This window comes from Ruegeria halocynthiae, from assembly GCF_900106805.1.
Classification (GTDB): domain Bacteria; phylum Pseudomonadota; class Alphaproteobacteria; order Rhodobacterales; family Rhodobacteraceae; genus Ruegeria; species Ruegeria halocynthiae.
The window spans coordinates 222,388-248,357 of the sequence record NZ_FNNP01000003.1 but is presented as its reverse complement, the minus strand read 5'-3'; the positions used below and the strand labels follow the sequence as shown (position 1 = coordinate 248,357).

At 56.6% G+C, this 25,970-nt stretch carries 28 protein-coding genes and 1 tRNA gene; 20 read left to right on the top strand and 9 right to left on the bottom strand.

From position 1 onward, the window contains the following. Positions 1-11: 11 nt before the first annotated feature. Complete coding sequence (locus BLU89_RS11930) at positions 12-845, top strand: AraC family transcriptional regulator (RefSeq protein ID WP_074737060.1); 834 nt, start codon at positions 12-14, stop codon at positions 843-845. A gap of 1 nt (position 846) precedes the next feature. Here the strand turns inward: BLU89_RS11930 and BLU89_RS11925 are convergent, their stop codons facing one another. Further along, positions 847-1,443, bottom strand: coding sequence for a LysE family translocator (locus BLU89_RS11925; RefSeq protein WP_074737059.1), 597 nt, complete (start codon positions 1,441-1,443; stop codon positions 847-849). 72 nt (positions 1,444-1,515) lie between these two features. On the opposite strand from BLU89_RS11925, the gene BLU89_RS11920 reads away from it, so the two are divergent. Then, entirely contained in the window at positions 1,516-1,968 is a 453-nt protein-coding gene (locus BLU89_RS11920; RefSeq protein ID WP_074737058.1) for an Lrp/AsnC family transcriptional regulator, read from the top strand. 145 nt (positions 1,969-2,113) lie between these two features. Continuing rightward, positions 2,114-2,665, top strand: a complete 552-nt coding sequence (locus tag BLU89_RS11915; RefSeq protein ID WP_245709747.1) for a PA14 domain-containing protein — start codon at positions 2,114-2,116, stop codon at positions 2,663-2,665. Between the two features lie 47 nt (positions 2,666-2,712). On the opposite strand, the gene BLU89_RS11910 is transcribed toward BLU89_RS11915, so the two are convergent. Next, positions 2,713-3,675 carry an L-malyl-CoA/beta-methylmalyl-CoA lyase gene (locus BLU89_RS11910; RefSeq protein ID WP_074737056.1) on the bottom strand — a complete coding sequence of 321 codons (963 nt, stop codon included), beginning with the start codon at positions 3,673-3,675 and terminating at the stop codon, positions 2,713-2,715. Positions 3,676-3,970: 295 nt separating this feature from the next. On the opposite strand from BLU89_RS11910, the gene dgcN reads away from it, so the two are divergent. The 3 genes from dgcN to BLU89_RS11895 all read left to right on the top strand — a co-directional run bounded on the left by dgcN (position 3,971) and on the right by BLU89_RS11895 (position 6,881). Then, entirely contained in the window at positions 3,971-4,972 is a 1,002-nt protein-coding gene (gene dgcN / locus BLU89_RS11905; protein WP_074737055.1) for an N-acetyltransferase DgcN, read from the top strand. Positions 4,973-5,043: 71 nt separating this feature from the next. Further along, positions 5,044-6,009 (top strand): N-acetyl-D-Glu racemase DgcA, encoded by a 966-nt coding sequence (dgcA, locus tag BLU89_RS11900; protein WP_074737054.1) that lies wholly within the window; start codon positions 5,044-5,046, stop codon positions 6,007-6,009. 11 nt (positions 6,010-6,020) lie between these two features. Then, positions 6,021-6,881, top strand: a complete 861-nt coding sequence (locus BLU89_RS11895) for a D-amino-acid transaminase (RefSeq protein WP_074737053.1) — start codon at positions 6,021-6,023, stop codon at positions 6,879-6,881. Positions 6,882-6,925: 44 nt separating this feature from the next. On the opposite strand, the gene BLU89_RS11890 is transcribed toward BLU89_RS11895, so the two are convergent. The 3 genes from BLU89_RS11890 to BLU89_RS11880 all read right to left on the bottom strand — a co-directional run bounded on the left by BLU89_RS11890 (position 6,926) and on the right by BLU89_RS11880 (position 8,395). Next, complete coding sequence (locus BLU89_RS11890; protein ID WP_074737052.1) at positions 6,926-7,240, bottom strand: DUF1244 domain-containing protein; 315 nt, start codon at positions 7,238-7,240, stop codon at positions 6,926-6,928. 101 nt (positions 7,241-7,341) lie between these two features. Beyond that, positions 7,342-7,581, bottom strand: coding sequence for a DUF6868 family protein (locus BLU89_RS11885; RefSeq protein WP_074737051.1), 240 nt, complete (start codon positions 7,579-7,581; stop codon positions 7,342-7,344). Positions 7,582-7,657: 76 nt separating this feature from the next. Continuing rightward, positions 7,658-8,395 (bottom strand): N-formylglutamate amidohydrolase, encoded by a 738-nt coding sequence (locus BLU89_RS11880; RefSeq protein ID WP_074737050.1) that lies wholly within the window; start codon positions 8,393-8,395, stop codon positions 7,658-7,660. 117 nt (positions 8,396-8,512) lie between these two features. Here BLU89_RS11880 and pyk point away from each other — a divergent pair, with 117 nt between their 5' ends. The 5 genes from pyk (at position 8,513) to rplT (ending at position 12,967) form a co-directional block, all read left to right on the top strand. Then, the gene (gene pyk / locus BLU89_RS11875) at positions 8,513-9,958 is read left to right on the top strand and encodes a pyruvate kinase (RefSeq protein ID WP_074737049.1); all 1,446 of its coding nucleotides are present in this window, start codon (positions 8,513-8,515) and stop codon (positions 9,956-9,958) included. Positions 9,959-10,200: 242 nt separating this feature from the next. Continuing rightward, positions 10,201-10,638 carry a universal stress protein gene (locus tag BLU89_RS11870; RefSeq protein ID WP_074737048.1) on the top strand — a complete coding sequence of 146 codons (438 nt, stop codon included), beginning with the start codon at positions 10,201-10,203 and terminating at the stop codon, positions 10,636-10,638. A gap of 14 nt (positions 10,639-10,652) precedes the next feature. Next, positions 10,653-12,203: an alanine/glycine:cation symporter family protein gene (locus tag BLU89_RS11865; protein WP_074737126.1), complete on the top strand. Its 1,551-nt coding sequence runs from the start codon at positions 10,653-10,655 to the stop codon at positions 12,201-12,203. Positions 12,204-12,386: 183 nt separating this feature from the next. Beyond that, positions 12,387-12,587 (top strand): 50S ribosomal protein L35, encoded by a 201-nt coding sequence (rpmI, locus tag BLU89_RS11860; RefSeq protein WP_010443552.1) that lies wholly within the window; start codon positions 12,387-12,389, stop codon positions 12,585-12,587. A gap of 14 nt (positions 12,588-12,601) precedes the next feature. After that, on the top strand, positions 12,602-12,967 hold the full coding sequence (rplT, locus tag BLU89_RS11855) for a 50S ribosomal protein L20 (RefSeq protein ID WP_074737047.1): 366 nt from the start codon (positions 12,602-12,604) through the stop codon (positions 12,965-12,967). Positions 12,968-13,062: 95 nt separating this feature from the next. Here rplT and BLU89_RS11850 read toward each other — a convergent pair whose 3' ends face one another. Beyond that, complete coding sequence (locus tag BLU89_RS11850; RefSeq protein WP_143030567.1) at positions 13,063-13,356, bottom strand: phage integrase central domain-containing protein; 294 nt, start codon at positions 13,354-13,356, stop codon at positions 13,063-13,065. Between the two features lie 59 nt (positions 13,357-13,415). After that, positions 13,416-13,505: transfer RNA gene (locus BLU89_RS11845), tRNA-Ser, on the bottom strand. Between the two features lie 384 nt (positions 13,506-13,889). On the opposite strand from BLU89_RS11845, the gene BLU89_RS11840 reads away from it, so the two are divergent. Both BLU89_RS11840 and BLU89_RS11835 read left to right on the top strand, forming a co-directional pair. Further along, positions 13,890-14,765, top strand: a complete 876-nt coding sequence (locus BLU89_RS11840) for a FecR family protein (RefSeq protein ID WP_245709754.1) — start codon at positions 13,890-13,892, stop codon at positions 14,763-14,765. A gap of 45 nt (positions 14,766-14,810) precedes the next feature. Further along, entirely contained in the window at positions 14,811-17,045 is a 2,235-nt protein-coding gene (locus BLU89_RS11835) for a CHASE2 domain-containing protein (RefSeq protein WP_074737045.1), read from the top strand. Between the two features lie 226 nt (positions 17,046-17,271). On the opposite strand, the gene hemC is transcribed toward BLU89_RS11835, so the two are convergent. Further along, positions 17,272-18,228 (bottom strand): hydroxymethylbilane synthase, encoded by a 957-nt coding sequence (hemC, locus tag BLU89_RS11830; RefSeq protein ID WP_074737044.1) that lies wholly within the window; start codon positions 18,226-18,228, stop codon positions 17,272-17,274. 107 nt (positions 18,229-18,335) lie between these two features. On the opposite strand from hemC, the gene hemE reads away from it, so the two are divergent. Then, positions 18,336-19,370: a uroporphyrinogen decarboxylase gene (hemE, locus tag BLU89_RS11825; protein ID WP_074737043.1), complete on the top strand. Its 1,035-nt coding sequence runs from the start codon at positions 18,336-18,338 to the stop codon at positions 19,368-19,370. 57 nt (positions 19,371-19,427) lie between these two features. Here the strand turns inward: hemE and BLU89_RS11820 are convergent, their stop codons facing one another. Further along, a complete protein-coding gene (locus tag BLU89_RS11820) occupies positions 19,428-20,522 on the bottom strand; it encodes a CaiB/BaiF CoA transferase family protein (protein ID WP_074737042.1) in 1,095 nt (364 codons plus the stop codon). Positions 20,523-20,667: 145 nt separating this feature from the next. On the opposite strand from BLU89_RS11820, the gene BLU89_RS11815 reads away from it, so the two are divergent. The 6 genes from BLU89_RS11815 to BLU89_RS11785 all read left to right on the top strand — a co-directional run bounded on the left by BLU89_RS11815 (position 20,668) and on the right by BLU89_RS11785 (position 25,795). Then, entirely contained in the window at positions 20,668-21,183 is a 516-nt protein-coding gene (locus BLU89_RS11815; protein ID WP_074737041.1) for an SRPBCC family protein, read from the top strand. Positions 21,184-21,274: 91 nt separating this feature from the next. After that, positions 21,275-22,204 (top strand): ABC transporter ATP-binding protein, encoded by a 930-nt coding sequence (locus BLU89_RS11810; protein ID WP_074737040.1) that lies wholly within the window; start codon positions 21,275-21,277, stop codon positions 22,202-22,204. Then, on the top strand, positions 22,201-22,962 hold the full coding sequence (locus BLU89_RS11805) for an ABC transporter permease (protein ID WP_074737039.1): 762 nt from the start codon (positions 22,201-22,203) through the stop codon (positions 22,960-22,962). The genes BLU89_RS11810 and BLU89_RS11805 overlap by 4 nt, the downstream gene beginning before the upstream one ends. A gap of 104 nt (positions 22,963-23,066) precedes the next feature. Then, positions 23,067-23,864, top strand: a complete 798-nt coding sequence (locus BLU89_RS11800) for a S49 family peptidase (RefSeq protein ID WP_074737038.1) — start codon at positions 23,067-23,069, stop codon at positions 23,862-23,864. A gap of 168 nt (positions 23,865-24,032) precedes the next feature. Then, positions 24,033-24,995 (top strand): calcium/sodium antiporter, encoded by a 963-nt coding sequence (locus BLU89_RS11790; protein ID WP_074737036.1) that lies wholly within the window; start codon positions 24,033-24,035, stop codon positions 24,993-24,995. A 20-nt stretch (positions 24,996-25,015) separates the two neighbouring features. After that, positions 25,016-25,795: an SDR family oxidoreductase gene (locus BLU89_RS11785; RefSeq protein ID WP_074737035.1), complete on the top strand. Its 780-nt coding sequence runs from the start codon at positions 25,016-25,018 to the stop codon at positions 25,793-25,795. Positions 25,796-25,970 lie beyond the last annotated feature (175 nt).

Here is a 25,970-nt window from a genome sequence, read left to right as displayed (position 1 = left end):
GAAGGATACCAATGGCCGCCAGCTATGAAGATCGTGTGCTGCGTGTGTTGGCTTATATCCACGACCACCCCGGTGGGGATTTGTCGCTGGATACCTTGGCCGATGTCGCGGCGATGTCCCGATTTCATTGGCATCGCGTGTTTCGCGCCATCACCGGCGAGACCTGCGCGCAAGCCACCCGCCGGATACGGTTGCACCGCGCCGCCTGTTGGTTGGTGCAGTCGGACAGGCCGGTTGCACAGATCGCGACCGATATTGGCTATCCGAACCTGAAATCCTTCGCGCGGGCCTTTTCCGAGGCCTACGGCAGCAGCCCCGTTGCGTTTCGAAAAGTGGGGCGGATTCTGCCGGCCCATCCAAATTTCAAAACCGGAGAATATCCCATGCATCCCGTGACCACCCGAACCGAACCGTCCCGCCGTGTCGTAGCCCTTTCGCACAAAGGGGCTTATGCTGAGATTGGTCGTAGCTTCGAGGCCTTTAGTGCCCTATGTGAATCGCGAAAGTTGTGGCCACAGGTCGGTCCGATAATCGGACTTTATCTCGATAGCCCCGAGGATGTGCCCGAGGATGAACTGCGCAGCTTTGCTGGGGCTCAATTCTGCGGCACAGATACTCCGGAGGGGATGGAGGACCTCAGCATTCCTGGTGGCAAAACGGCAGTTCTGACTTACAAAGGCCCCTATTCCGGAATCCACGCCGCCTATCAAGCCCTGTTTGGAAACTGGCTGCCCGACTCGGGTGAAGAACCCGCAGATCAACCTTGCTATGAAATCTATCTCAATGATCCGCGTGAAACCGCACCCGAGGATTTGCTGACTGAAATCTGCCTGCCTCTCAGATGATTTAGTTCGGCCAGAGAACAGGATAGAGCGATGCGACCAGAAGCACAGCCATTGTCCAGTTGAATACCAGTAAACGGCGCGGGTTTGTCAGAACGCGCGCCATTTGTTGGCCCAGGACCGTCCAGGTGCTAACCGATGGCAGGTTGATTGCACCAAACACCAGCGCAACAAGAATAATAGCTTCAAGTGATTGCCCAGGCGCATAAGCCGCCGTTGCCGTAAGTGCCATTGCCCAGGCCTTTGGGTTCACCCACTGAAAGGCGGCGGCCTGAAAGAACGTCATCGGCGTACCGATTGCTTCTTGCCCTTTCACCGGCGCTGCGTGGGCGATCTTCCATGCCAGATACAGCAGGTAAATGACGGATGCAATTTTTAGCACCGTATAACTAGCTGGAAAACGGTCGAAAATCTGAACGAGCCCCGCACCCACCAGCAAAACCATGAACGTAAAGCCCAAACCTATCCCCAGCATATGAGGTATCGTCCGCCGGAAGCCGAAATTTGCGCCTGACGCCATAAGCATAAGATTGTTGGGCCCCGGAGTGATCGAAGAGACAAAGGCAAATACGATCAGGGCCATAAGTACATCATAGGTCATGACCGTATAATCTCGTCATAGCGGGCAAATGAAATTGCGTTTTCGTGCGTGGTTTGCTTAGTTTCACAACAAATGGCGAAGATTGATCAGATAAACCAACAGATATTGCAAGAATTGTCGCGGGACGGCCGTATCAGCAACCTCGATCTTGCGGATCGCGTAGGCTTGTCACCCTCGGCGTGCCTGCGTCGGGTGCAGGAGCTTGAGCGCGCGGGCGTCATTGCGGGGTATCGCGCAGTCCTGAACCCGGCGGCGTTGGGCGTTGGCTTCGTGGCCTATATCGGTGTTGGTCTGGGGGAACACACCAAAGCGGCGCAAGAGGGCTTCGAACGTGCGCTGCAACAGGTACCCGAAGTCGTAGAGTGTCACAACATCACCGGCACGATCGAGTACCTGTTGCGGGTCGAATGTGCGGACCTTCCTTCCTACAAAACCTTCCATACCGAGGTGCTGGGAACCTTGCCGCAAGTCACATCGATCACCTCATATGTCGTGATGGGATCACCCAAGGATACGCGGGCGTGACAGATGAAATGTGATTTATAACCACCTTGCGAGGTCAATGTTCACGGCCTAGTGTCATCTCAACAATATCGCCGGCAGGGTTAATTCCCGAAGCGGGCGTAATCTCAGGGAGAAGACGATGACATTTTTCCGCACCGGAGCGCTTGTGGCTGCCCTAGCAATATTTGCGGGTTCGACTACAGCTGCACCTTTGCAATTACAGCCAGCAAGCCCTCAGCCCAGTCCAACTGCCGGGTTGAATGTAAAGTACATCAGTACCGGGACCCAGATTAAGAAGATCCGCGATCTGAGTCAGGCAAAGAGCATGCTTTCAAAGGCGCAGCCCGGGCAACCCTTACGGGGCTTGGATTATCGGGACACCAACAAAGGTGAGAGTGTTCTGACGTTCGATCAGGCTTATAATGTTGCTGCCGAGGTCACGGGGTATATGCGTTTTGATTCACCTGGTGCCTACGAACTCGAAACTTGGTCGAATGACGGTATAGAGGCCTGGGTTGGTGGCCAGCAGATTGGCCGTTCAGATTCTATTCAAGGCTGTGAGGCCAATCAACGAACCGCGGTAGAAGTGCCCAAAGCGGGCTGGTATGCACTGAAGATTGTCTATTTCCAGAAACTAGGAACGTCCTGCCTGATGATGAAATCGGGCAAGCAGGGTGGAAATTTCACCTGGACACCGAATGAGGTTTTTGGTCGTTGATGGGGTCTGAAAGAAGACGCTCGATGGAGCGCCTTCTTTCTTGAGTATTAGCTTCCTGCCGCGATCAGCTCGGCTTGCGCGACAATGACTTCGGCTTGTTTGATCGAGGCAATGTCGACCAGACGCCCCTTGTAAACGGTCGCGCCTTCGCCGTTGGCTTTTGCTTGTTCCATCGCGGCCAGGATTTCTCGTGCCTCGGACACAGCCTCATCCGAAGGGGTGAACACCTGGTTGGCCAGCGCGATCTGCTTGGGGTGGATAGCCCATTTGCCGACCATTCCCAGCGTGGCCGAGCGTTTAGCCTGCGCGACATAGCCTTCATCATCGGAGAAATCTCCGAACGGCCCGTCCACCGGCAGTACGCCATGCGTACGGCAGGCAGCGACGATGGCGGCCTGTGCCCAGTGCCACGGATCGGACCAGTGTTTCTCACCTTCGCGCAGCATATAGTAGTTTTCCTGCGTACCGCCGATGCCGGTGGTCTGCATCCCCATCGAAGCAGCAAAATCCGCAGCCCCGAGGCTCATCGCCTGCAGGCGCGGGGATGAAGCTGCGATCTCTTCGACATGCGCCAATCCGGCGGCGGATTCGATGATCACTTCGAAAGAGATGGGTTTAGTCCGGCCCTTGGCGCGCTCGATAGCGCTCACCAGAGCGTCGACTGCGTAGACATCTGCCGCACAGCCGACCTTGGGGATCATGATCTGGTCTAGCCGGTCGCCTGCCTGTTCCAGCACATCAACCACGTCGCGATACCAATAGGGCGTGTCCAACCCGTTGATCCGAACCGACATGTATTTGTTGCCCCAATCGACCGTGTTGAGCGCCTCGATCACATTGGTGCGGGCGGAATCCTTGTCAGACGGGGCCACCGAGTCTTCCAGATCCAGATTAATGACATCCGCTGCTGACGCAGCCATTTTGGGAAACAGCTTGGTGTTCGAGCCCGGACCAAACAGTTGGCAACGATTGGGGCGCGCCGGAGCGGCGGGTTGGATGCGGAAACTCATCTGAACCTCGTCTGAGTAATGAAATTGCGTTCCTTGCTGGCAGTGGGATATTAAATTGCGCAGCGCAGCGCAAGCTTGATTGTGCTGATGCGGCAATGCGCGCGCAGCATGAACTGTATTTGGTATATACAGGGATGCTTAAAGTTTGATCAATTTGATAACTTCGAATATTTTTGCGGAATCTTCTGTAAGTGCGCAATTCTGTCCCGCCAGACGGCGGGTTGCGAAGAAAATTTGAGAAACCCTCGTTAAATCGGTTCTCTAGCTTAAGCCAGAATCAAAGGAGTGCAGCGCGATGATCGAGACACCGTACCTATTGTTTTTGGGCGATGCGCCCGACCTGTTGGCAGCCAAAGTGGCTATTGGCATACGGGACTGGCGCCCGGAGAACGCTGTGGGTCAAATCAGGCTGGAAGGTTGCAACGCCGATCTGGGTCTGACGGAATTGACGCTTGCCGAAGGCAAAGCCGCAGGCGCCAAAACGCTCGTCATTGGTGTTGCAAATCGGGGTGGAGTCATCAGTGCTTCCTGGAAAGCGGTTCTGATCGCTGCGTTGGAAATGGGCTATGATCTGGCGTCGGGGCTGCATAACCTGCTGCGCGACGAAGGTGATCTTGTTGCAGCAGCTCAGACCCATGGGTGTACCCTGCATGATGTCCGTGTGCCGACCGTAGGTTACCCGATCGCAAACGGTCGCAAGCGTACTGGCAAACGGTGCCTGGCGGTTGGAACCGACTGCTCTGCCGGTAAAATGTATACTGCAATGTCGATGGACGCCGAAATGCGCAATCGTGGCATGAAATCCACCTTCCGCGCCACCGGTCAGACCGGCATCCTGGTTACCGGGCAAGGTGTTCCGCTGGATGCCGTCGTTGCGGATTTCATGGCCGGGTCCGTAGAATATCTGACACCGGACAATGATCCGGACCATTGGGATCACATCGAAGGACAGGGCTCACTGTTCCATGTGTCCTATTCGGGCGTGACGATGGCACTGATCCATGGTGGTCAGCCAGATGCGCTGATCCTGTGCCACGAACCGACCCGCACCCATATGCGTGGCTTGCCTGAATACACGTTGCCAACGCTGGAGCAACTGCGCGATACCGCACTGCCGCTGGCGCGCGTGGCAAATCCGGAGTGCCAGGTTGCGGGTGTGTCGATCAACACTCAGCATCTGAGCGAAGACGAAGCGCGCGCGTACATCGCCAAGGTCGAGGCCGAAATGGGTATCCCGGCAACCGATCCTTATCGGTTTGGGGCCGGTAAACTGGTGGAAGCGCTGACTGCGCTGTGATCTAAGCACCCTGCCGGTGGTGGGCAATACGCCTCCGGCGGGTAATTATCAAAAGATGAAGGAGCAGGCGCGTGCGGATTGAAGTTTCTCGCGATGTGTTTCGACTGGCGCAGGTGTTTACCATTTCGCGTGGCTCACGGACCGAGGCAAAGGTGTTGTCGGTTCGGATTTCCGACGGCGAGCACCATGGTTGGGGCGAGTGTGTGCCTTATGCGCGCTATGACGAAACTCTGGAGTCGGTCGAAGCCGAGATTGCAGCGCTGCCAGAGGTGTTCTCGCGCTATTCCCTTATGGGCCTTCTGCCTGCTGGCGCTGCGCGGAATGCGGTCGATTGTGCGCTGTGGGATTTGGAAGCGAAACGTGCTGGAAAACGGGCATGGGAGCTTGCAGAAATCGCCGCGCCAGGACCTGAAATCACAGCCTATACGCTGTCTCTGGACACGCCCGAGGCAATGCGGGCTCAGGCGGCAGAGAACGCTTTCCGCCCCCTGCTGAAGATCAAACTGGGAACGCCGGATGACATGCCTCGGCTTGAGGCGGTACGAGCGGGGGCACCAAATTCCAGGATCATCATCGATGCAAACGAGGGCTGGTCTGCCGAAGTCTATGCTGATCTCGCCCCGCATCTTGTGCGCCTGGGTGTGGCGCTGGTTGAGCAACCTTTGCCAGCCGGCGAGGACGACGCCTTGATCGGGATGGATCGCCCTGTGCCTGTCTGTGCTGACGAATCCTGTCACGACCGGGCAAGTCTGCCTGCACTCAAAGGTAAGTATGATGTGGTAAACATCAAACTGGACAAGACCGGCGGTTTGACCGAGGCGCTGGAGTTGCGCAGGGCCGCATTGGCTGAGGGCTATGATGTCATGGTCGGCTGTATGGTCGGAAGCTCGTTGGCGATGGCCCCGGCAACTCTGCTGGCGCAGGGTGCGATGGTAACGGACCTTGACGGCCCGCTTCTGTTGGCCGAAGACCGCGATACACCACTGATTTTTGATGACGCCGGAGTGCACCCGCCCAAAGCGGCTCTCTGGGGTTGAGGAGACAATACATGACCCGCACCGTTTATGTGAATGGCGAGTATCTGCCCGAAACCGAAGCCAGTGTTTCGATTTTTGACCGGGGTTTTCTGTTTGCGGATGCCGTATACGAGGTCACAAGCGTGCTGGATGGCAAGCTGATCGACTTTGAAGGCCATGCAGTACGTCTGAAGCGGTCCTTGGACGAGCTGGATATCGTTCAACCTTGCAGCATGGACGAATTGCTGGAGATTCACCGCAAGCTGGTCGAGTTAAACGGCATTGAGGAAGGTCTGATCTATCTGCAGGTCTCCCGCGGATCGGATGGGGATCGGGATTTTGTTTTCCCATCTGCTGATACAAAGCCCAGCCTCGTGCTGTTTACCCAAAACAAGCCGGGCCTTGCCGATAGCCCGGCAGCAAAGAAGGGTGCCAAGATCATCTCGATCGAAGATATCCGCTGGGGTCGTCGCGACATCAAGACCGTGCAGCTGCTTTACCCGTCGATGGGTAAGATGATGGCCAAAAAGGCGGGTTGTGATGATGCGTGGCTGATTGAAGATGGCTACGTGACCGAAGGCACCAGCAACAACGCCTATTTCGTCAATAACGGCAAGATCGTCACCCGCCCATTGTCCAACGATATTTTGCACGGCATCACGCGCAAGGCGGTTCTGCGCATGGCGGCCGAGGCGCAGATGGAGATCGAAGAACGCCTGTTTACCATCGACGAGGCAAAAGAAGCGGATGAGGCCTTCACAACTTCGGCCAGCGCATTTGTCATGCCGGTGGTTGAGATTGATGGCGTGGCGCTGGGTGATGGTACGCCAGGCCCGATTGCAAAACGTCTACGCGAGATCTATCTGGACGAAAGCCGCAAGGCCGCAATCTAAAGACAAGGCCCGCCAATTCGGCGGGCCTTCTTTGTTTCTGGGTATTAGCCTTTATTCGCTACGTTTTCTTCAAACGCGACCTTGAACTCTGCCTGTTTCTCAGCACTGGCTTCGGTCTGATAGTTAGCCTTCCACTCATCCATGGTCATGCCATAAAAGGTTTCACGGGCCTCATCCTTGCCCATTTCGATGCCCTTGGCATTTGCGGCTTCCTGATACCAGCGCGATAGACAATTGCGGCAGAACCCGGTCAGATTCATCATGTCGATATTCTGAACGTCGGTGCGATCCTGCATCAAATGCTGCTGCAGGCGGCGAAACGCTGCGGCCTGAAGTTCGATTTCGGTTTGCTTGTCCATGGTCGGGCTCCGAATGATTATCTTGCGTCCTTGGACTGAACTAACAATCCGCCAGCCACGTTACAATGTACAGCAGGCACCCCAATTTCCGGGATCGGATACTACGCCAGCTTAAGTGCCAGCCATGGCATGAGACAGAATATGATCGTGAGTATCTTGTAGTTGGCAAGATATCGGAAATAAGCGCGCTTAATGTCGGCCCGTTCCATCTGGAACATCCGGCCATGCACATCTGCTATCCAGTTCTGTAACACGACGATCATCAGCGTACTGAACAGCAATACCGCGAAGTTCAGGACAGTCATCCAGCCGAAGACTGCCGTCAGGAATTCCTGAGTCATGGTCGTCTCCTTTCCTTAGATATATGGGGGCCAATACGGTGGGCCACAATGTCATGCGATCTAGATTGACCCAACATCAAAGGCCGCTGTCAGCCAACGCGCCCTGCAGGATGGTAGCCAGACGCCCGGCCCATGCGCTCTGCCCTTCATGATCGGCGATCAGATCATTGCGCAGCTCGATTAGGACGTTTGGGCGATCATAAGCCGTGCAGTGCGTGTCGATAGCGTCGCCGGGCAGGACACCGGTGTAGGGTTCGTTAACGCCGACACACAGGTCGCCCTCGGTGTTCAGCCGATTGATCAACGGATGCGAGAACCGTTCATCCGGTGTGTGCAATACGCCGATGTGCCAAGGCCGAGGATCGCGGCCTCGCAACTGGCGCGTAAAGGAATGCATGGAGACGATAACTCTATGGGGCGTGGCCGCAAGCTGTGCCAGCGCATCGTGATAGGGGCGGTAGCACATGTTCAGGCGTCGATTACGTTCGGCCTTGTCGGCGTCGCGGTTGCCCGGAATGATCGACCCATCATAAAGCTTCATCAGAAGCGTTGGGTCGTCCTCGCCACGGTTCGGGTCAATGACGAGGCGTGAGAAGTTGGCCGCGACCACCGGCGCATTCAAAATTTCACCCAGATGCTTTGAAACCTCGTAGGCACCCACGTCATAGGCGATGTGGCGTTCCATGTCTTCGCGTGACAGGCCCAAGTCTCCGCCATTGATGTCGGGCGGCACCATGTTGGTGGCATGGTCGCAAGTAATCAACCAGCGCGACGGGCGATCCGCGCCATGAACAAAAAACGGAGAATATGTCATATGCCTGTCATCTTGTTTGACGCAGGTGTAGGACAGTTGCCTCGGAAAGGGAATTGCGCAATAAGCAGGTCGAGCACTGTTTGCGGTAACATGAGACGTTCAAGGAGAGCCTAATTGATGCGACGCCTGAGGAATGTGAAAATCGTGGCGACGCTGGGGCCGGCGTCTAATGACTATGACACCATCCGCGCGCTGCACGAGGCCGGGGCTGATGTGTTTCGCCTGAACATGAGCCACGGCAGCCATGATGAGATTCGCGAGAGGCATCGCACCATCCGGCAGATCGAAAAGGATATGGACAGCCCGATCGCCATTCTTGCCGACCTTCAGGGGCCAAAACTACGTGTTGGTGTGTTTGCCAATGATGCGGAGGAACTGGAAGAGGGCGCGGCGTTCCGTCTGGACCTTGACCCGGCTGCCGGGGATATCACTCGGGTCTGCCTGCCGCATCCCGAGATTTTCGCCGCTTTGGAGCCCGGCGCGCGCCTGTTGGTAAATGATGGCAAGATTCGCCTGATCGTGCAGGATTGCGGTCAGGATTTCGCGCATTGCACAGTGGAAGTTGGTGGTACGATCTCGAACCGGAAGGGTGTGAACGTGCCCGATGTGGTTCTGCCGCTGGCGGCACTGTCAGCCAAGGATCGCGATGATCTGGAATTTGTATGCCAATTGGGTGTGGACTGGCTGGCGCTCAGCTTTGTTCAGCGCGCCAAGGACGTGTTCGAGGCGCGTGCCTTGGCCGATGGCCGTGCGTCAATCCTGTCAAAGATCGAAAAACCTGCTGCGGTTGAGGCATTTGATGACATCCTTGATGCCTCGGACGGAATCATGGTCGCGCGGGGAGATTTGGGTGTAGAGCTGCCGGTATCTGCCGTGCCTCCGATTCAAAAGCGTCTGGTGCGCAAGTGCCGCACAGCCGCGAAGCCGGTGATTGTCGCCACTCAGATGCTGGAAAGTATGATTGAAAGCCCGATGCCGACACGAGCCGAAGTTTCGGACGTGGCCACGGCCATATACGAGGGTACCGATGCAATCATGCTCAGCGCGGAATCGGCGGCTGGATCTTATCCCATCGAAGCAGTTCAGACGATGAACAAAGTTGCCATCGAGGTCGAGGCCGACCCAACCTATACACAGATCATTGCCGCCTCACGCACGGCCAAGGGCACGACCATTGCCGATGGGATTGTTGCTGCGGCGCGCGAGATTGCAGAGAAAACCGATATCAAAGCCATTTGTTGCTTTACTCAAAGCGGCACCACCGCGCTGCTCACCGCGCGCGAGCGTCCCGGCGTGCCCATCATTGCGATGACCCCTGCAACTGGCACCGCGCGCCGGTTGTGTCTGAGCTGGGGCTGCCATTGCGTCATGACCCCGGAATTGGAGCGGTTCAAGGGCGCCGTGGTCAGTGCGGCCCGCGCGGCCCGCTCGGCTGGTTTCGCGTCTGAGACGGATCAGATTGTGGTGACCGCTGGTGTGCCATTTAACGTCCCCGGCACAACCAATATTCTGCGCATCGCCCCCTGTGACGAACGGCTGATCTACAACACCGATCCAGGTTGAGGCCGGATTGCCAGCCGTGCTCCACATCATTACTTAGTCTTTGCCTAAATATTAGGCAGTAAATAATATTTATTTTCAACTAGTTGAGCGATAACTGGTTGTATTCTGAAATTACCTCTCTGTTTTTCCGTGTTTTTTCGAGATACTTGCCTTTAGGGCAGTCTACTCAAGCAAGTTCCAGGTTCCGGCTGCCCTGCCGGGGGCACGGGTCCCGGCCAAATCAACCATAACGGAGGAACGAGATGACAACGAAAATTGTCATAGGACTGGACGGGACAGAGACCGGAGAGCGCGCGATTGCCTTCGCCAAAGACTTGGCCGAGAGGATCGGCGCGTGTGAGTTGCTGGCCGTCTACGTTATCGAATGGTCCCCATTCACTTTCCAGACACCGGAAGAGAACGCGCTGCGTCACAAGCGGCGTGAGGAAGAAGTTGAACTTGCCACAACGCGCGTGGTGACCCCGGCAGTGGATGCGCTGAAGGCAGCGGGCTTTCAGGCTCAGGGCATTGTTCGCCACGGAGATGTGGCGGAAACGCTGAACGCAATCACGATTGAAAATGGTGGCTCTCAGATCGTTGTGGGCCGGTCCTCGGCGGATGGGTTCAAGAAACGCCTGTTCGGAAGCTCGACTCAGAACTTGGTCATGCACGCCGATGTTCCGGTCACGGTCGTGAACTGAGGGGAGGGATGATGATGAATATTCAGAACAAACTGGGTCTGGCCGCGCTGGCCACGCTGTTCGCGGCGCCTGCCGCCGCACAGGAAGCGGTTGGATTGGACGACAAGATCAATCAGGCCTTCGCCGATTTCACCGGGCCGTTCGTCAGCTTTATTTTTGCCCCGTTTCCGGGAACCGGTTTCCCGTGGATCGTTGGCTGGCTGGTGATCGCGGCGACCGTGTTTACCCTTTACTTTGCCTTTGTGCAGCTGCGGTTCTTCAGCCACGCGATCAGCCTTGTAAAGGGTGACTACTCTGACCCCAATGATGCGGGCGAAGTCAGTCACTTTCAGGCGCTGGCTACGGCGCTGTCCGGTACGGTTGGCCTCGGGAACATTGCCGGCGTGGCGGTGGCCGTTGGTATCGGCGGGCCGGGCGCAACCTTCTGGATGATCGTCGCGGGCCTTCTGGGCATGGCGTCGAAATTCACAGAATGTACGCTGGGCGTGAAATACCGCAACGAATACGATGACGGCACCGTCTCGGGTGGCCCAATGTACTACATGTCCAAAGGGTTCAATGAACTGGGCCTGCCGGGCGGTAAGATTCTGGCTGTTCTGTTCTCTATCTTCTGTATCCTTGGCGCGCTCGGCGGGGGCAATATGTTCCAGGCTAATCAGGCGCACCAACAGATCGCGGGCATTACCGGAGACTATCCCGGTTGGATCACAGGGATCGTGTTTGCGATCATCGTGTTTCTTGTCATCGTAGGCGGCTTGAAATCCATCGCGCGGGTAACCGAAAAAGTCGTTCCTTTCATGGGTGTCCTGTATGTGGCTGCCGCACTGGTGATCATCCTCATGAATGCGGACCAGATCGGTTGGGCCTTTGGCCAGATCTTTGCTGGGGCCTTTACCGGTCTGGGTGTCGCTGGTGGCATGGTTGGTGCACTGATCCAGGGCTTCCGGCGTGCGGCGTTCTCGAACGAAGCAGGCGTTGGTTCTGCGGCGATTGCGCACTCGGCGGTTCGGACTAAAGAGCCGATTACCGAAGGCTTTGTGTCACTGCTTGAGCCGTTCATCGACACGGTCGTGATCTGTACCATGACTGCGCTGGTGATCATCATTACCCAGCAGCTGATTGTTGATCCTGAAACCGGCAAATACATGTTGAACGAAGCTGGCAACGCGATTGCCACTGTTGATGGAAACTCGGGCGTCAGCCTGACCTCGGCGGCCTTTGGTAGCGCCTTCAGCTGGTTCCCATACGTACTGGCAATAGCGGTGGTCTTGTTTGCCTTCTCGACCATGATCAGCTGGTCCTACTATGGCCTGAAGGCCTGGACCTACCTGTTCGGAGAGGGCCACGTCAAAGAACTGGTGTTCAAGATCATCTTCTGCATCTTCGTGGTCATCGGTGCCGCGGCCAACCTTGGTCCGGTCATTGATTTCTCGGACGCGGCGATCTTTGCCATGGCGGTTGTGAATGTCTTTGCGTTGTACTTCTTGATGAAAGTGGTGCGCCAAGAACTGGTTTCCTATGCGGAACGTTTGAAAAGCGGTGAAATCCGTAAATTCGAACATTGAACCAAACCACTGGGGCGGCCTTTGTCGCCCCAGTGCCTGATCAGCCTGCGAAAAGCGCAGATTCTGGTCGAAACCCCCTTGCCAGTATGACCGAACTTGCGTAAACGGCGCTTCTGATCGCGTGACCGGCCGAGATGGCATGCCGAGTCGCGTTTGAAACCGAACCCGGAAAAGGAGACGGAAATGCCTAAGATGAAGACAAAGTCGAGCGCCAAAAAGCGCTTTAAGGTGACTGCGACCGGTAAGGTCCTTGCTGGCCAGGCCGGCAAACGTCACGGCATGATCAAGCGGACCAAGAAATTCATCCGCGATGCCCGTGGCAACACCACCCTGTCCGCCCCCGACGCCAAAATCGTCAAGGGCTATATGCCCTACGACCGATAAGAGGAGATTAAGACATGTCCCGCGTTAAAGGTGGAACCGTAACTCACGCCCGTCACAAGAAGGTCATCAAGGCCGCCAAAGGTTACTATGGCCGCCGCAAGAGCACCTTCAAGGTTGCCCGTCAGGCCGTCGACAAGGCGAACCAGTATGCAACCCGTGACCGCAAGAACCGCAAGCGCAACTTCCGCGCGCTGTGGATCCAGCGTATCAACGCTGCTGTCCGTTCGCATGACGAAGCGCTGACATATTCCCGCTTCATCAACGGCCTGACCCTGGCCGGTATCGAAGTGGACCGCAAAGTTCTGGCCGACCTGGCCGTGCACGAACCGGAAGCGTTCGGCGCGATCGTCGCCCAGGCTCAGGCTGCTCTGACAGCCTGACCCTCTTTCGAGAGACAGTGAACAAGAGACCGTTCCATTTGGGACGGTCTTTTTTGATTCCGCGCTGGACAACCACTTGGAGCGGGAGCACAGTTTTATCGAGGTATCCACGGCGTGAAGCGCTTGGCTGTTTTGTGTTTCTCAGTCCAGACCGGTAGAAAGAATTGTAACACCAAAGGCTGACCAACTTCAGATACCGGCAACCGCTTGATCTTTGGGAAGGCATATTTGGCCAGCGTGTCAATCCATTGCTGGCCATGCGTGGAGTTCTTCCAAGTTGCCAAGCGTTCGATGTGCACCCGTCGGGCGATTTCTTCAAAACAGGGGATCACCTGCCGTCCATTGAAGCGCGGGTTGATACCTCGCTTTGTCAATCGTCGATAAACCAACAAAACCAGCCCTATGAGGGGCTGAATAGCATTGAGCACAATTGAATGAAAATGGTGTGTGGCGGAGACGAAGGGATTCGAACCCTCGAGACCCTTCCGGGCCTACTCCCTTAGCAGGGGAGCGCCTTCGACCACTCGGCCACGTCTCCGCTGGCCGGTATATCCTTGCCTGTCATCCAGATACAAGGCGATTTTCCGAGATGGGGCCAAATTTCTGAAAACCGATTAACAAATCCGGGTGGGCGGTTCTGCCGGTCAACGAAAATGGTTGTTTGTAACGCCCAAAACACGGCCAAAGATCGGAAAGCTTGCCAATTCCAATTGTTTCGGCGCATATTTGTATAGTTTTTATGGCAAGTATAACTAATCAGATTTAGCTTATTGAGGCGACAGACATCGGGCGCGGGGTGCATCAGCATCCCAGTGGGTACCTTATTGGGGAAGGGGACTTGGGTTTGGCCTGGTTGAAATTGTTTATTGTTCTATTGGTTTTGTCTGCGTTGCCAGCATCGGCCATTGCATCAATCGGAAAAGTGTTGAGCGTCAAGCCGGGTGCAGATGTCATCCGCGCTGGAAAAAAAGTACGTCTGCGCGAAGGGATGGAGGTGGTTTCGGGCGATACCATTTCAACCGACAGATCCGGTGTGGTTCAGCTTCTGTTCGCCGATGAAACCAAGATCGCTGTTGGCCCGAACGCGCGGATGGTGCTGGATGTCTCGATGTTGCGCGGAAACCGCAAGGCAAAGAGTTTCACCGTGCAGGCGTTGGGTGGCAGTTTTCGTTTCATCTCGGGAAAAAGCAGAAAACGAGCCTATTCGATCAAAACCCCCAACGCCACGATGGCTGTACGAGGCACAACGTTTGATATGTGGATCACATCAGGCAATCAAAGCGCCATGCTGGTGATTGAGGGCACCGTTCAGATGTGCGGACAGCGCGGCTCGTGCCGATCTGCAAGCCGCCAATGCAGCCTGTTTGCAACCAGTTCAAAAGGTCAGGTTGGGCGGCCCGCTGATCAGGAACAATATGACAAAGCACTACAGGGCGGTTTTCCCTTCATACGTTCGCAAAATGATTTGCTGCCTCCGTTTCGTGTGGCTGCGGAAGGCTGTTCAGGCAGGCGAGCGCAGGCGCCCCGGGTTGAATCCGAACAACCTGAGCGGCGTGAAGCCCGGCGTGAGGCAGAGCAGGCGCGGGCTGAAGCGCCAAGTCGCGAAAGCGGGCGGTCAGAAGCCCCGGGACGGGCCTCGGCCAGCGCCGAAGGGCGCTCAGGGAATTCGGCGCGCTCCGGTGTCAGTTCTTCCGGCGGCGTCAGTGCATCGGCGAGTGCATCCAGCAGAAAAAGTGGTGGCTCGGGTCTCAGCGCCAGCGCATCTGCGGGCAGCGCATCGGCGACGGCTGGTTGGTAGTCACAGGCGCATGCTTTCATTTCTCCCTGCGTTTGGGAGGCAAATATGGCGGGTAGGTTAAGAGACAGATTTGGGCGCCGACTGGTGTTTCGGTTTGTTGGGATGGGATTAATCCTGATGGGCTGTTTTGTGCGGGTCGCAGATCCATATCCTGTGCAGATGTCCAGGTTGATCTACTTTGATATTCTGCAGCGGATTTCGCCGCGGGCCTATGATCCCGACTTGCCGGTCCGCGTTGTGGACATCGACGAAAGGTCTCTGGCGGCGTGGGGCCAATGGCCCTGGCCGCGCACCCAGTTGGGGCAGATGGTTCAGCGGTTGGGTGAATACGGCGCCGCTGCGATCGCCTTTGACATGCTGTTTGCAGAACCGGATCGATACTCGCCCGTGCGATTGTTGCAGGACCCGTCTTTGTCGGGGCTGCTGCAGGTGGATCAGGCTGCGGCCAGTCTGGACAATGATGTCAGATTTGGAGATGAAATCGCAAATTGGCCAGTCGTTCTGGGTGTGGCAGCGCGGCAAACCGACAGCGGTTCGGCCATTGCGCCGAAGGCGGGGCTGGTTGAAATTGGCGAAAACCCGGCGGCTGGCCTTGTCAGCGTGGCGCATTGGACGTCGTTGGCACCGCCCTTAGGTGAGGATGCCGCCGGCATTGGCGGCGTCAATGTTTCGCCTCTGGGCGGGCTGGGTGTAGTGCGACGGGTCCCGGTGCTGTGGTCCGGGCCAAACGGAGTTCTGCCTGCGCTCGGGGTCGAGGCCCTGCGGGTCGCTATGGGCGAGCCTGTCTACTTTGCTGAAGGATCGCAGGAAGAAGCGGGAATTATGCTTGAACTTGGCATTGGTGAATTCCTGTTGCCGACCACCGAGAATGGCGAAATCTGGGTGCGTTACAGGCGGGACAATCCGGGTCTGTACCTTTCGGCAGATGATATCATGCGCAGTGGTGATGACCCGGCGCTTCGGGCAGAAATCGAGGGACGGATCATTCTGGTCGGGACCTCTGCGGCGGGCCTCTTCGACATGCGCGAAACGGCGTTGGGCGAATCCGTACCCGGCGTTTCGATCCATGCCCAGATTATCGAACAGATCATCCTCGGGGATGTGCTCAGCAGATCGGATGTGACAGCCGCGCTTGAACTGCTGGCATTTGTGATCCTGGGCGTCGTTGTGACCGTGGTCATGTCCAACCATGGGGCGGTCGCCTCATTTGTTGCTGGTGGTGTGGCGGCAACCGTGGTGATCGTGATCAGTTGGCTGGCGTTTCAGAACCAGTCGGTTCTGTTTGACGCGACCTTTCCGCTGGCAGGGGGAATGGCGAATTTCGGTCTGTTGGCGGGATATCTCTTTGTTTCGACCGAACGGGAAAAGCGTGTGATCCGCCAGACATTCTCACATTATGTCGCGCCAGAGATCCTTGATGAGATGGAGGCCAACGGGCACCACCTGAAACTGGGTGGCGAATCTCAGGAGATCACGGTGATGTTCTCGGATATTCGCGGGTTCACGCCATTGTCCGAGTCGGTGTCGGCCACCGATCTGGTCGCCTTGTTGAACGCATTGTTTTCGGAGATTGGGGATCAGATACTGATCGAGCGGGGAACGATCGACAAGTTTATCGGTGATGCGGTCATGGCTTTCTGGAACGCGCCGTTGCCAGTAGAAGATCACCCATGCCGCGCCGCGACAGCCGCGTTGAAGATGCGTAGCGCGTTGGGCAAGTTCAACGCATCACCCATTATGCGCGGCCGTCCTCCGATCGCGTTAGCGACGGGATGCGCAACCGGAGCGGCATGTGTCGGGAATATAGGTTCGCGGCGACGGTTCAACTACACCGTGATTGGTGATGTGGTGAATGTGGCGGCCCGAATAGAACAAAACTGTCGCCATGTGGATTATGACATTCTGGTTTCTCAATCGATACAGCACGCTACCAATTCTGACCTTGCGCTGCTTGAGGCGGGATTTGTTGATCTGAAAGGCAAGAGCGAACCCGAACCGGTTTACGTTCTGGTTGGTGATCGCGATTTGGCTGATGGGGCAGGATTTCAGGCGCTGAAGGCTGCCCATTTACAATTGCTCGCCGCCATACGTGAGCGGGCCCCGCAATCCGTGGTGTCTGGACTGTGCAGCGAGTGTACTGCGCTTGCCGAGGCGGTTGAGCCTGGATTGCAACCTTTTTACCGGGCGCTGCCGGGCCGTACAGCGGATTTCCGATCGGAGGTCAGGACGCGGCGTGCAGTGTTCAGTCATCATGGCGGTCGACGCAAGGCTGCTGAATAGAAACGTGGATTCATGGCCTTGGAAAGAGAACGGGGCGCGGTTGAAAATCAACTGCGCCCCGCCAGAAAGATCAATCTCGCCCCCTCGAATACTATCTAAAAAAATACGGGCTAAAACTTTCGATATATTCGAGACCGACCTTCTATCCTCAACGGAATAAATTCATATTGTATTATTGTCGCAAAGGCGACAGTGAAGCAGTTCACATTAACCTGAATTTAATTACCTAGCGCCAGTCGAAGAAACCGGGTCCGGCTTTTGTCAGCAGAGATTCTGCCATGGCCTGACCCAATTCGGCCCCGTCTCCGACCGATCCGGTGACTTCTTCGCTGATCGCTTCGGACCCGTCCGGTCGCAGAACCTCTCCGCGCAGATGCAGTTGGCCGTCCCGGACTTGCGCCAATCCTGCAATCGGTGTTTCACACGAACCGTCCAGCCCGGCCAGTAGGCTGCGCTCGGCCGCGAGACGCTGGCTGGTTTCCAAATGGTGAATCGCCGCGAGCATCTCGGCCGCGCGACTGTCATCGCCGCGGCGCTCGATGCCAATGGTGCCCTGGGCAATAGCAGGCAGCATGTCGTCAGGAGAAATGGCGGTTGCGGGAACGTCTTTCATATCCAACCGGCGCAACCCGGCCATGGCCAGAAAGGTACAATCGGCAACCCCGTCGGCCAGTTTCTTCAGGCGGGTCTGAACGTTGCCGCGAAATTCGACCACTTTCAGGTCAGGTCGCCGGTTCAGCAATTGCGCCCGGCGGCGCAAGGATGAAGTCCCGACGACCGCGCCCTGTGGCAAATCGTGAATTGAACTCAGCGTCGGAGAGATAAAGGCATCACGCACGTCTTCGCGTGGCAGGAAAGTGTTCAACACCAGCCCGTCGGGCTGTTCCACCGGCATGTCCTTGGTCGAATGCACGGCGATGTCGATTTCACCCTTCAGCATGGCGTCTTCGATTTCCTTGGTGAACAGGCCCTTGTTACCAATCTCTTTCAGCGGCCGGTCCGCGTCGATCATGGCGCGGTTGTCGCCGGTGGTCTTGATCACCACGATCTCGAACGCATCCTCGGGTAGATCGAAGGCGGCGCCTAGCCTCTGACGGGTTTCATAGGCCTGCGCCAGCGCCAGTGGTGAACCACGGGTGCCGATTTTCAGAGGCGATGCGGGGGTGGGCAATGTGAGACTCATGTGCACAGCTTTAGTCGCGTCACATTGCCCTGACAATGGGGGCAGAGCTTGACAAATTGCCACTGAGGCCCGACCCGTTGCACCAGACCGGAAGATTGGGGGCAAGAATGGCCGAGACAAAGAAATTGCTGCGGGCGCTGGCGGGTGAAGTGCAGGACATCCCGCCAATCTGGATGATGCGTCAGGCCGGGCGCTATCTGCCCGAATACCGGGCCACGCGTGCGCAGGCTGGGGATTTCCTGTCCTTGTGCTATAATCCGGAGCTTGCCGCCGAAGTTACTCTGCAACCCATCCGCCGCTATGGGTTCGATGCCGCGATCCTGTTTGCTGACATCTTGTTGGTTCCCCAAGCGCTGGGTGCGGATTTGTGGTTTGTCACTGGCGAGGGGCCACGCTTGTCGACAATTGCCCGGCAGTCGGATTTTGATGCGTTGAGACCGGTTGAGGATATCCATGAAACTCTCTCACCGGTTTATGAGACCGTGCGTCTTCTTTCGCGCGAGCTTCCGTCCGAGACAACTCTGATTGGATTCGCGGGCGCACCCTGGACCGTGGCGACCTACATGATCGCAGGTCGGGGAACTCCGGATCAGGGGCCAGCGCATGCGCTGCGCGAAGAAAACACAGCGCTGTTCGAGGCGCTGCTGGATCAGATCACAGCGGCCACGATCGAATACCTGTCCGCTCAGATCGAAGCCGGCGCCGAGGTTGTCAAAATCTTTGATAGTTGGGCGGGGTCATTGAAGGGGGACGCGTTCCAGAAATACGCCGTTGAACCCTGCCGCGTGATCACCGACGCCGTAAAGGCCCGCCATCCAGGTATCCCAGTCATCGGTTTCCCTAGGGAAGCAGATCAGGGTTACGTCGGTTTCGCGAAAGCCACGGGTGTGGATTGTGTCGCGCTGGATAACTCCGTATCGCCTGAATGGGCTGCTGAAAACGTGCAAGCTGATGGGTGTGTACAGGGCAATTTGGCCTCATCGCATATGGTCACCGGTGGCCAGGCGCTGGTGGATGATACATGTCGGATTGTCGAGGCCTTCTCGAACGGACCGCATATTTTCAACCTAGGGCACGGGATTACGCCAGATGCAGATCCAGAGAATGTTCAGCTTATGATCGATACGGTGCGCAGGCAGTAAACGCGTGAGGGGGCCAGCCCCCTCTTGGCCTGCGACCAATTCACCCCCGAGGTATTTTCAGCCAGATGAAGCAGGCGGGAGGTCGTTTAGAATTTCCTGTGTGTGTTCTCCGCGTTTAGGGCTGGGTTGAGGGTGCCAGTTGTAGGTTGAGAACCTTGGGGCCGCCGCTGCTTGGGGTATCTCGTCGTGGTCGATCCACGTTTGGCGTGCCGCGTTCATGGGATGACCCTGCGCCTCTTGCGGGCTTAGGACCGGCGCAACACAAGCATCTGTATTCTGGAATAGCGCGGCCCATTCGTCGCGCGGTTTCTGCGCAAATATTTCCTTCATCCGCTCTGTCAGGTGGGGCCACGCGGATTGTTCATATTGCTGAGCGAATTCCGCATCATCGCTGAGCCCAAGAATTTCGAGAAAGCGAGCATAGAATTTTGGCTCCAGACATTGGACTGATATGAAGCCACCATCGGCGCAGGCATAGGTTCGGCTCCAATGCGGGCCATCCAGCAGGCTTGAGCCTCTTGTATCGGACAGGTTGCCGGTTTGGCGCAGGCTCATCAGCAGGTTCATCATATGGGCCGAGCCATCGTAGATGGCGGCGTCTACCACCGTGCCTTTGTCGGTACTCCGGGCATTCAGAAGCCCGGCGAGCAGGCCCGCGACCAGATACATCGCGCCACCGCCGATATCCCCGACAAGCGTTGCGGGTGTAATCGGTGGTTCGCCGGGTGGGGACGCGTATGACAAAGCCCCCGAAAGTGCGATATAGTTGAGATCATGGCCCGCAGTGTTGGACAAAGGGCTTCGTTGCCCCCAGCCCGTCATCCGACCGTAGACCAATTTCGGGTTGATCTGATGGCAGTCCTCCGGTCCCAACCCAAGCTTTTCCATCACGCCAGGGCGAAATCCTTCGATCAGCGCATCTGCAGTCGCGATCAGGCGTTTCGCTATGCTTAGATCCCGTGAGTCCTTGAGATCCAGAGCAATGGATCGCTTACCTCGGTCCAGAAGGGAACGCTCGGGCATTCCGGGGGTAATCGCAGACCCCTTGCGATGTATGGTAATGACGTCAGCACCCATATCCGCCAGCAACATGGCAGCGAAAGGGCCCGGGCCGAGCCCCTCGACTTCGACGATACGAATTCCGTTCAGCATGGGTCCCTCCTGTGGTGCAGGGTTTCTGCATGACGGTGTGAATGCAAGCGTAGAGTTACCCCGGCCCGTGCAATTGGGTTGCTTGCATAGGCATTTCAGGGCTAGGTCTATTTTGGTCTGCCGTAGGTATGAAAGAGGTTCTCGGATGCAGTTAAGCGATACCCGCGAAATTCAGGCACCACCTGCCGACGTTTATTCTGCCTTGCTGGACCCCGAAGTGCTGAAAGCATGCATCAGCGGTGCACAAGAAATCACAGGCGACCCGGCTGAGGGGTATAATGCGATTGTGGTGCAAAAAGTTGGTCCCGTTAAGGCGACCTTCAAAGGCACCGTTACCATGTCGGACATGATTGAACCGAAACGTCTGACCATCGCGGGTGAGGGCAAGGGTGGGGCGGCAGGCTTTGCCAAAGGCAGTGCGAATGTGACGTTCGAGCCCGGTGAGTCTGGTGGCACTGTCCTGACCTATGAGGTTGATGCCAAGGTGGGCGGTAAATTGGCGCAGCTGGGCAGCCGCCTGATCGATGGATTTGCCAAGAAGATGGCCGACCAGTTCTTTGCCAATCTGCAAGAGCATTTCGAAGGCCCGCCACGGGAAGACGAAGACGCCGGAGAAGAAGCCAAAAAGGGGTGGTTGGGTCGTCTGACCGGACGAGACTAAGCCCTGCATACATGCGCATGACACTGTGCGGAATTGGACTGTTCCCTGATGGTCCACCGCGATAGGTTGCGGGACCAGAACGAGGGAACGCATGACCACCATTTTGTCCATCCGCGATTTGCGGAAATCCTACGCTGATGGTTTTGAGGCGCTGAAAGGCGTGTCTCTGGACATTGAAGAAGGTGAGATTCTTGCGCTGTTAGGCCCCAATGGTGCTGGTAAAACAACACTGATTTCCACCGTTTGCGGCATCACCACTCCGACTTCCGGTTCGGTGACAGTGGGTGGATATGATATCCAGACCGAGTTTCGCGCGGCCCGCAAGATGATCGGTCTAGTGCCGCAAGAGATCGCTCTAGAGCCGTTTGAGAAGGTTTGGAACACCGTCCGCTTCTCACGTGGGCTGTTCGGTCATGGCAGTGACAATGCCCGGATTGAGGTGATACTGCGCAAGCTGTCCCTTTGGGATAAGCGCCGCAATGCAATCAAGGAACTGTCTGGCGGCATGAAACGCCGTGTGCTGATTGCCAAGGCTCTGGCCCATGAGCCGCGCGTGCTGTTTCTGGATGAACCCACTGCCGGAGTGGATGTCGAGTTGCGCAAGGACATGTGGGAAATCGTCGCCGAACTGAAACAGGCCGGCGTCACCATCATCCTGACGACTCACTACATCGAAGAGGCCGAGGCGATCGCTGACCGGGTGGGCGTGATCGACAAGGGTGAGCTTCTGCTGGTAAAGGACAAGGACACTCTGATGGCGCAGATGGGTAAGAAACAGATCGAGGTCATGCTGACCGAGCCTGTTTCGACCATTCCCCAAAGCCTGTCAGAGCATAATCTGACACTTAATGGCGCCGGGGATGCGTTGATCTATACCTACGACACCCATGCCGAACGTACCGGGATCACCACCCTTCTCAACGATGTGGCGCAGGCCGGGCTGGTATTGCGCGACGTTCAGACCCGTCAGTCGAGCCTGGAAGAGATATTCGTCAACCTCGTGTCCGGAGAACCCGCATGAACTGGTCCGCGATTGCCGCCATCTACCGGTTCGAAATGGCCCGGTTCTTCCGCACTCTTGCGCAGAGCTTTTTGTCGCCGGTGCTGTCGACCTCTCTTTATTTCGTGGTGTTTGGCACCGCGATTGGTAGCCGTATTCAGGAGATCGAGGGCGTCTCGTACGGTGCTTTCATCGTGCCCGGCCTCATCATGCTGTCGGTGGTGATGCTGTCGATCTCGAACGCATCTTTCGGAATCTATTTCCCCAAGTTTTTGGGTACGATTTACGAGCTGTTGTCGGCCCCGGTCAATTTTATTGAGATTGTGATCGGATATGTGGGCGCGGCGGCAACCAAAGCGTTGTTCGTGGGTCTTGTCATTCTGGCCACCGCGACGTTCTTCGTCGACATTCGCATAGAACACCCCTTTGCCATGGCGGCGTTCCTGATCCTGTCTTGCCTTAGTTTTTCGCTGCTGGGATTTATCGTGGGGATCTGGGCCGGGAATTTTGAGCAGATGTCGCTAGTCCCTCAACTTGTCGTGACGCCCCTGATCTTTCTGGGTGGAACGTTCTATTCGATCTCGATGCTGCCGCCCCTCTGGCAGACGATCACGCTGTTCAACCCTGTAGTCTACCTGATTTCAGGCTTTCGCTGGTCATTCTACGGTATCGCCGATGTGCCTATTTTCTGGAGCCTTCTGGCCATACTGGCCTTCACCGGAATCTGCCTTGCGATCATCGGTTGGATATTCAAAACCGGCTGGCGTATCCGCAGCTAGGGCGTTGCATTTTTGCCCATCAGGTGTGTGAAATTGGTTCACGTCGCGTTTATGGCGCTTCGGGTCTCTTGTTTACGGCCTCGGCGCGCTCTACATCGGCTTCCATGAAACTCAGCCTGCCCTTCATGAAAAAGCAGCCATTGGTGGCCGTCGTTCGCCTGTCCGGTGCTATCGGAATGGCCGGTCGCGGGTCGATGAATGCCACTGCCTTGGCACCGGTTCTGGAAAAGGCCTTTCGCAAAGGCAAACCTGCCGCCGTCGCGCTTGAGGTCAATTCGCCGGGTGGATCGCCTGTCCAAAGCTCATTGATTGGCGCGCGTATCCGGCGTCTGGCCGAAGAACTTGATATCCCTGTCTATGCCTTCGTTGAAGATGTGGCCGCCTCGGGCGGATACTGGCTGGCGGCGTCGGCAGATGAAATTTGGGCTGATGACAGTTCGGTTCTGGGATCAATAGGCGTGATCTCTTCGGGGTTCGGTGCGCATGTCTTTCTGGCGCGTCAGGGCATTGAAAGACGGGTGCACACGGCGGGTCAGTCGAAATCAATGCTTGACCCGTTTACCCCCGAAAAGAAAGAAGACGTGGCACGTCTCAAGGGGTTGCTGGGTGATATCCACGGGAACTTCATCGATCACGTGAAATCTCGCCGAATCGGCAAGTTGGATACCAGCGCTGATCTGTTCAATGGCGAGGTTTGGCTGGCGCGTCGCGCGCAAGAGCTGGGCCTGATCGACGGGATCGCGCATTTGAAGCCCAAAATGCAGGAAAAGTTTGGCGATAAGGTCAAATTCCGCCGCTACGGCCTGCGTAAGCCGATCTGGTCGCGCTTTGGGGCCTCGATGGCGCAGGATGCCATCGCCGGGCTTGAGGAGCGCGCTGCCTATGCGCGTTTCGGGCTGTGACGTGATCATTAAGATCGTCACCCTGTTTTTGGTTGCCATGGGCGTTCTGGCGATGTTCGGTAAGCTGCGCTTTCCGGGCCAGAAACGGCTGAGCTCGGCCAAATGCCCCCGCTGTGGGCGCTTTCGGATCGGCAAAGGCCCGTGTCCTTGCGATAAAGGAGGCCGTGGATGACGGCGTGGCTGTTCTCTGCTCTCGGGCTGCTGATCCTGCTGTTGGCAGGGGATGCGTTGGTGCGCGGGGCGGTGAACCTCAGCCTGCGACTGGGCGTCCCTGCTCTGATCGTCAGCCTGACCATCGTGGCCTTTGGTACCTCGGCGCCCGAGCTGCTGATTGCGATCAGCGCTATCAAGGAAAACGCACCGGGTATTGCGTTGGGCAACGTGGTGGGATCGAACACGGCGAATATACTGCTGGTGCTGGGCTTGCCAGCACTGCTGGCGACGCTGCACACCAGCGAATGCAACAGCCGCAAGAATTACCTTTTCATGCTGATCGCTTCGGTCCTGTTTATCGGGCTGGCCTTTTGCGGAGTCTTTAATCTGATCAGCGGGGCCATCCTGCTTACAGCGTTGGCCTTGGTCCTCGCCAATGCCATTCGTGAGGCGCACGCCCATCGCAAAGCCTGCGGTGAAGCCTGTGCTGAAGACGACGAGTTGGAAAGTCTTGAGGAAGCAGACCCCGACATGCCCTACTGGAAGGTAGCGGTCTATTTGATCCTCGGTCTGGTTGGCTTGCCAATGGGCGCACATTTGCTGGTGGAAAATGCAACCATGATTGCCCAGCATTACGGTGTGAGTGATACGGTGATCGGCCTCACCCTGATCGCGGTTGGCACGTCATTGCCGGAACTGGCCACAACAGTCATGGCGGCATTGCGCCGGCAGGCGGATGTCGCGCTGGGCAATGTTATCGGATCGAACATGTTCAATCTGTTGGCTATTGTTGGTATCGCAACCCTGTTTGGAAATATTCCGGTCGATCCTGAATTTCTGCGATTCGATCTGTGGGTGATGCTGGGCTCTTCACTGTTGTTGGCCCCGTTTGTCTTCTTCAAGCAGGACATTACGCGTATCTGGGGTCTGATTCTGACACTGCTCTATGTGTTCTATATTGCGATCCTGTTAGCCTGACCTACCAAGGGAGAGAGCTTATGAGCCGAGCACTGGTGACCGGCGCCGGTAAACGCCTTGGCCGCGCCATGGCGCTTTATCTGGCGCAACGGGGGATGGATGTGGCGATCCATTATGCCAGCTCAGAACAGGCGGCGCAGGAAACCGTGACCGAGGTTCGGGCGTTGGGCCGCGCCTCAATTGCGCTGCAGGCTGATCTGTTGGATGAGAGCCAGGTCAGCACATTGTTGCCCCGCGCCGCCAGCGCGCTGGGTGGGCCGATCACCTGTCTGGTCAACAACGCCTCAATCTTTGAATACGATAACATCCACACAGCGACCCGCCAAAGCTGGGACCGGCACCTCGACAGCAATCTGCGTGCACCATTTGTCTTGACGCAGGCTATGGCCGAACAGGGATTGCAGCCGGAACTGGATGATCAAAAAGAGCCGCAGGCCGTTGGTCTGATCGTGAACATGGTAGACATGCGGGTGCGCAAGCTGACCCCGGAATTCATGTCATACACGATTGCAAAGATGGGTTTGTGGGCCCTGACCCAGACGGCAGCGCAGGCCCTGACACCCGCGATCCGCGTGAACGCGATTGGCCCGGGGCCGACTCTGCAGGGTCATCGGCAAAGCGATAAGCACTTTAGCGCGCAGCGCCAGAACACAATTCTGGAGCGTGGGGCAAACCCATCCGATATCACGGCTGCACTGGGGTACTTTCTGGATGCACACGCTGTCACCGGCCAGTTGTTATGCGTCGATGGTGGGCAGCACCTGGGCTGGCAAACGCCGGATGTTCTGGGCGTAGAATAGACATAACGGCTGCAAGTTTTACACCGCTCTCATTCCTGTTATTGGAGCGTTACAAAAATGTCTTAATTTTCATAGACTTGTCGCAAGTAGGAAAAAGTTTAGTTAAAAAACAATAGCTTAATAAAGTGCCTATTTTTTGTGCAGATCAACGAATAGGCAAGGATTCAAGGGAAAA

Bases quoted from the DNA above. Each gene is read 5' to 3' on its own strand.
- BLU89_RS11930 (WP_074737060.1), top strand. From the start codon at position 12: ATGGCCGCCAGCTATGAAGATCGTGTGCTGCGTGTGTTGGCTTATATC.
- BLU89_RS11925 (WP_074737059.1), bottom strand. From the start codon at position 1,443: ATGACCTATGATGTACTTATGGCCCTGATCGTATTTGCCTTTGTCTCT.
- BLU89_RS11920 (WP_074737058.1), top strand. From the start codon at position 1,516: ATGGCGAAGATTGATCAGATAAACCAACAGATATTGCAAGAATTGTCG.
- BLU89_RS11910 (WP_074737056.1), bottom strand. From the start codon at position 3,675: ATGAGTTTCCGCATCCAACCCGCCGCTCCGGCGCGCCCCAATCGTTGC.
- dgcN (WP_074737055.1), top strand. From the start codon at position 3,971: ATGATCGAGACACCGTACCTATTGTTTTTGGGCGATGCGCCCGACCTG.
- BLU89_RS11895 (WP_074737053.1), top strand. From the start codon at position 6,021: ATGACCCGCACCGTTTATGTGAATGGCGAGTATCTGCCCGAAACCGAA.
- BLU89_RS11890 (WP_074737052.1), bottom strand. From the start codon at position 7,240: ATGGACAAGCAAACCGAAATCGAACTTCAGGCCGCAGCGTTTCGCCGC.
- BLU89_RS11885 (WP_074737051.1), bottom strand. From the start codon at position 7,581: ATGACTCAGGAATTCCTGACGGCAGTCTTCGGCTGGATGACTGTCCTG.
- BLU89_RS11880 (WP_074737050.1), bottom strand. From the start codon at position 8,395: ATGACATATTCTCCGTTTTTTGTTCATGGCGCGGATCGCCCGTCGCGC.
- pyk (WP_074737049.1), top strand. From the start codon at position 8,513: ATGCGACGCCTGAGGAATGTGAAAATCGTGGCGACGCTGGGGCCGGCG.
- BLU89_RS11870 (WP_074737048.1), top strand. From the start codon at position 10,201: ATGACAACGAAAATTGTCATAGGACTGGACGGGACAGAGACCGGAGAG.
- BLU89_RS11865 (WP_074737126.1), top strand. From the start codon at position 10,653: ATGAATATTCAGAACAAACTGGGTCTGGCCGCGCTGGCCACGCTGTTC.
- rpmI (WP_010443552.1), top strand. From the start codon at position 12,387: ATGCCTAAGATGAAGACAAAGTCGAGCGCCAAAAAGCGCTTTAAGGTG.
- rplT (WP_074737047.1), top strand. From the start codon at position 12,602: ATGTCCCGCGTTAAAGGTGGAACCGTAACTCACGCCCGTCACAAGAAG.
- BLU89_RS11835 (WP_074737045.1), top strand. From the start codon at position 14,811: ATGGCGGGTAGGTTAAGAGACAGATTTGGGCGCCGACTGGTGTTTCGG.
- hemC (WP_074737044.1), bottom strand. From the start codon at position 18,228: ATGAGTCTCACATTGCCCACCCCCGCATCGCCTCTGAAAATCGGCACC.
- hemE (WP_074737043.1), top strand. From the start codon at position 18,336: ATGGCCGAGACAAAGAAATTGCTGCGGGCGCTGGCGGGTGAAGTGCAG.
- BLU89_RS11820 (WP_074737042.1), bottom strand. From the start codon at position 20,522: ATGCTGAACGGAATTCGTATCGTCGAAGTCGAGGGGCTCGGCCCGGGC.
- BLU89_RS11815 (WP_074737041.1), top strand. From the start codon at position 20,668: ATGCAGTTAAGCGATACCCGCGAAATTCAGGCACCACCTGCCGACGTT.
- BLU89_RS11810 (WP_074737040.1), top strand. From the start codon at position 21,275: ATGACCACCATTTTGTCCATCCGCGATTTGCGGAAATCCTACGCTGAT.
- BLU89_RS11805 (WP_074737039.1), top strand. From the start codon at position 22,201: ATGAACTGGTCCGCGATTGCCGCCATCTACCGGTTCGAAATGGCCCGG.
- BLU89_RS11800 (WP_074737038.1), top strand. From the start codon at position 23,067: ATGAAACTCAGCCTGCCCTTCATGAAAAAGCAGCCATTGGTGGCCGTC.
- BLU89_RS11790 (WP_074737036.1), top strand. From the start codon at position 24,033: ATGACGGCGTGGCTGTTCTCTGCTCTCGGGCTGCTGATCCTGCTGTTG.
- BLU89_RS11785 (WP_074737035.1), top strand. From the start codon at position 25,016: ATGAGCCGAGCACTGGTGACCGGCGCCGGTAAACGCCTTGGCCGCGCC.